We start from the raw sequence: 2,876 nt of genomic DNA on the forward strand, positions 1-2,876 counted from the left end.
GTCACGGTCTCCGCGACGCAGACCGGCTTCTCGCCGCCCTCCCGCCGGATCGTGGCGGCCAGCGTCAACTGCGTCCCGCCCGGCACTCGGTCAACCCCGGCGATCCGGGCGGTGGCCCGCACCCGGGAGCCGGTCGGCAGCGGCGCCGGGAAACGCACCCGGTTGACGCCGTAGTTGAGCGCCAGCCGCACCCCCTCCACCCGCAGCAGCCCCGGCACGAGCACCGGCAGCAGGGCCAGGGTCAGATAGCCGTGCGCGATGGTCGACCCGAAGGGTCCCGCGGCGGCGCGCTCCTGGTCGGTGTGGATCCACTGGTGGTCGCCGGTCGCCTCGGCGAACAGGTCGACCGCCCGCTGCTCGACCGCCAACCAGGGGCCCGGCCCCAACTCCTCACCGACGGCGGTCAGTAGGGCATCGGGCGAGGTAAAGATCCGCGGCTCCTCCACCATGCCGGCAGGATACCGAGCCACGCACCGCCTTGTTGACGGTCCATCGTCAAGATGGTGGGATCGGTGACGCGTTCGTCGACGCCGCCGGGCTGGCCACGCACACCGTCCCTCGAACCCGGGAGGTCCCATGCACGCCCGCACCCTCCGCCGCGCCGCCAAGGCCCTCGCCGCGGCCGGCCTGGTCACCGCGTTACTCGGCACCGCCCCAGGTGGCCCCACGCCGCTGTCCGCGCCGGCCGGCATCAGCCAGCTCTCCGCCGGCTGGTCCGTCCCCTGGGGCATGGACTGGCTGCCCGACGGCTCCGCGCTCTACGCCGAGCGCGACACCCACCGCGTGGTCCGCCTCGCCCCGAACGGCACCCGCACCGTGGTCGGCACCGTGCCCAACGTGGTCAGCGGCGGCGAGGGCGGACTGCTCGGCCTCGCCGTCTCGCCCAACTTCGCCACCGACCGGGCCTTCTACGTCTTCCACACCGCCGCGAGCGACAACCGCATCGCGCGCCTCACCTTCGACGGCACGACGATCGGCGGCTACCAGCCCATCCTCACCGGCATCGCCAGGGCCACGTACCACAACGGCGGCCGGCTCGACTTCGGCCCCGACGGCTACCTCTACGCCACCACGGGGGACGCCCAGCAGACCGCGCTGGCGCAGAACCCCCAGTCGCTCAACGGCAAGATCCTCCGGCTCACCACCACCGGCGCCCCGGCCCCCGGCAACCCGTTCGGCAACCACGTCTACTCGCTGGGGCACCGCAACCCCCAGGGCCTCGCCTGGGACGCCGCGGGCCGGCTCTGGGCCGCCGAACTGGGCCAGAACACCTGGGACGAGCTGAACCTCATCCAGCAGGGCGCCAACTACGGCTGGCCCACCTGTGAGGGGACCTGCGGCCGCCCCGGCCTGACCGACCCCAGGCGCACCTGGAGCACCGCCGAGGCGTCCCCCAGCGGCCTCGCCTACGCGGACGGCGCCCTCTACATGGCCGCCCTGCGCGGCCAACGCCTGTGGCGCATCCCGCTCAACGGCACCGAGGCCGGCACCCCGCAGGCGTACTACCAGGGCCAGCTCGGCCGCCTCCGCACGGTCGCCACGGAGCCGGGCGGCACCGCGCTGTGGCTGTCCACCAGCAACTCCGACAGCCCGGGCGCCCCGGCCGGGCGGGACGCCGTCCACCGCGTCATCCTCCGCTGAGCGTCAACGCCAGCGCCGCCGCCGTGGCCAGCACGGTCCCGGCGGCGGCCAGCACCGCCCCGCCGGCCGCCGCGGCCGGCCGGTGCTCGGTCAGCTGCGTGAGCCGGCGGTGCGCGAGGAGCAGGAACGCCGCCCACAGCACGGCCGCCACCGCCACCCCCACCACCGCGACCGGGCGGCCGTCACCCGCGACGACCAGCGACCTGCCGGCGAGCACCACCACCAGCGCGAACGCCAACGTGGTCCGCCGCCACGCGAGCCGCGTGCGCTCCGGCTGCGCGCCCGGGTCCCGGTCGCCGTCCATCAGCTGACCGCCACGGCCACGATCACCACCAGCGCGGTGACCGCGGTCCCCACCGCGAGCAGCGCCGGGAACCGGCTCATCGGCAGGTCCTCCCCGCGCCGCATCGCCCGCTCCGACCGCACCCAGTGGTTTACCGCCCGCACCGCGCACGTCGCCCCGCCGGCCAGCAACAGCACGGCCACCGCGACCCGCGGCCCCCAGCCGAGGTCCGTCAGGAACTGGTCGACGGCGATCCCGCCCGCGAGCAGCGCGAGCGCGGTCCGTAGCCAGGCCAGGAACGTGCGCTCGTTGGCGAGCGAGAACCGGTAGTCCGGGGTCGTCCCCTCCTCCCTGACCCGCCACGGCGCGAACCACAACCGCACCGCCCGCACCATTCGCCCGACCATGCGAAGAGTCTGCCGCACGCTCGCGCGTGAGGGCCTGGTGGGCCCGCTGACGTCGCGGGCGCTCCGCCGGTCAGGCAATCGACACGCCGAGTTCGGTGAGCAGGCCGCGGACGCGTCGTTCGACCTCGTCCCGGATCGGGCGGACGGCCGCCACGCCCTGGCCGGCGGGGTCGTCGAGTTTCCAGTCCAGGTACCGCCTGCCGGGGAAGACCGGGCACGCGTCGCCGCACCCCATGGTGATGACGACGTCGGAGGACCGCACCGCCTCGACCGTCAGTACCTTGGGGGTCTCCGCGGAGATGTCGACGCCGACCTCGGCCATGGCCGCGACCACGGCCGGGTTCACCGCGTCGGCGGGCGCGGAGCCGGCGGAGCGCACCTGGACCCGGTCCCCGGCGAGATGGGTGAGGAACGCGGCCGCCATCTGGGAACGGCCGGCGTTGTGGACGCAGACGAACAGCACGGAGGGGACGTCGGGAGTGCTCATGGGACCAGACTGCCTTCTTGGTGCGGGGTGACATCGTCGTATGAGGGTGCGGGGGTGG

Annotated in this window: 5 protein-coding genes; 1 reads left to right on the top strand and 4 read right to left on the bottom strand. The window is 74.7% G+C overall.

Going from position 1 to position 2,876, the window contains the following annotated elements; all coding sequences use genetic code 11:
* Positions 1 to 446: MaoC family dehydratase (locus E1265_RS35345; RefSeq protein ID WP_132935042.1), on the bottom strand; the 446-nt coding region annotated here is incomplete at its 3' end.
* Positions 447 to 576: 130 nt separating this feature from the next.
* Here E1265_RS35345 and E1265_RS35350 point away from each other — a divergent pair.
* Positions 577 to 1,641, top strand: coding sequence for a PQQ-dependent sugar dehydrogenase (locus tag E1265_RS35350; RefSeq protein WP_132935043.1), 1,065 nt, complete (start codon positions 577 to 579; stop codon positions 1,639 to 1,641).
* Here the strand turns inward: E1265_RS35350 and E1265_RS35355 are convergent.
* The 3 genes from E1265_RS35355 to E1265_RS35365 all read right to left on the bottom strand — a co-directional run bounded on the left by E1265_RS35355 (position 1,628) and on the right by E1265_RS35365 (position 2,818).
* The gene (locus tag E1265_RS35355) at positions 1,628 to 1,945 is read right to left on the bottom strand and encodes a DUF202 domain-containing protein (protein ID WP_132935044.1); all 318 of its coding nucleotides are present in this window, start codon (positions 1,943 to 1,945) and stop codon (positions 1,628 to 1,630) included. The genes E1265_RS35350 and E1265_RS35355 overlap by 14 nt on opposite strands.
* On the bottom strand, positions 1,945 to 2,331 hold the full coding sequence (locus tag E1265_RS35360) for a DUF202 domain-containing protein (protein ID WP_132935045.1): 387 nt from the start codon (positions 2,329 to 2,331) through the stop codon (positions 1,945 to 1,947). Before E1265_RS35360 ends, E1265_RS35355 begins: the two co-directional genes overlap by 1 nt.
* Before the next feature lie 70 nt (positions 2,332 to 2,401).
* Complete coding sequence (locus E1265_RS35365; protein ID WP_132935046.1) at positions 2,402 to 2,818, bottom strand: arsenate reductase ArsC; 417 nt, start codon at positions 2,816 to 2,818, stop codon at positions 2,402 to 2,404.
* Positions 2,819 to 2,876: the final 58 nt, after the last annotated feature.

The organism is Streptomyces sp. 8K308 (assembly GCF_004348315.1).
In the GTDB taxonomy this organism is placed as follows: domain Bacteria; phylum Actinomycetota; class Actinomycetes; order Streptomycetales; family Streptomycetaceae; genus Streptomyces.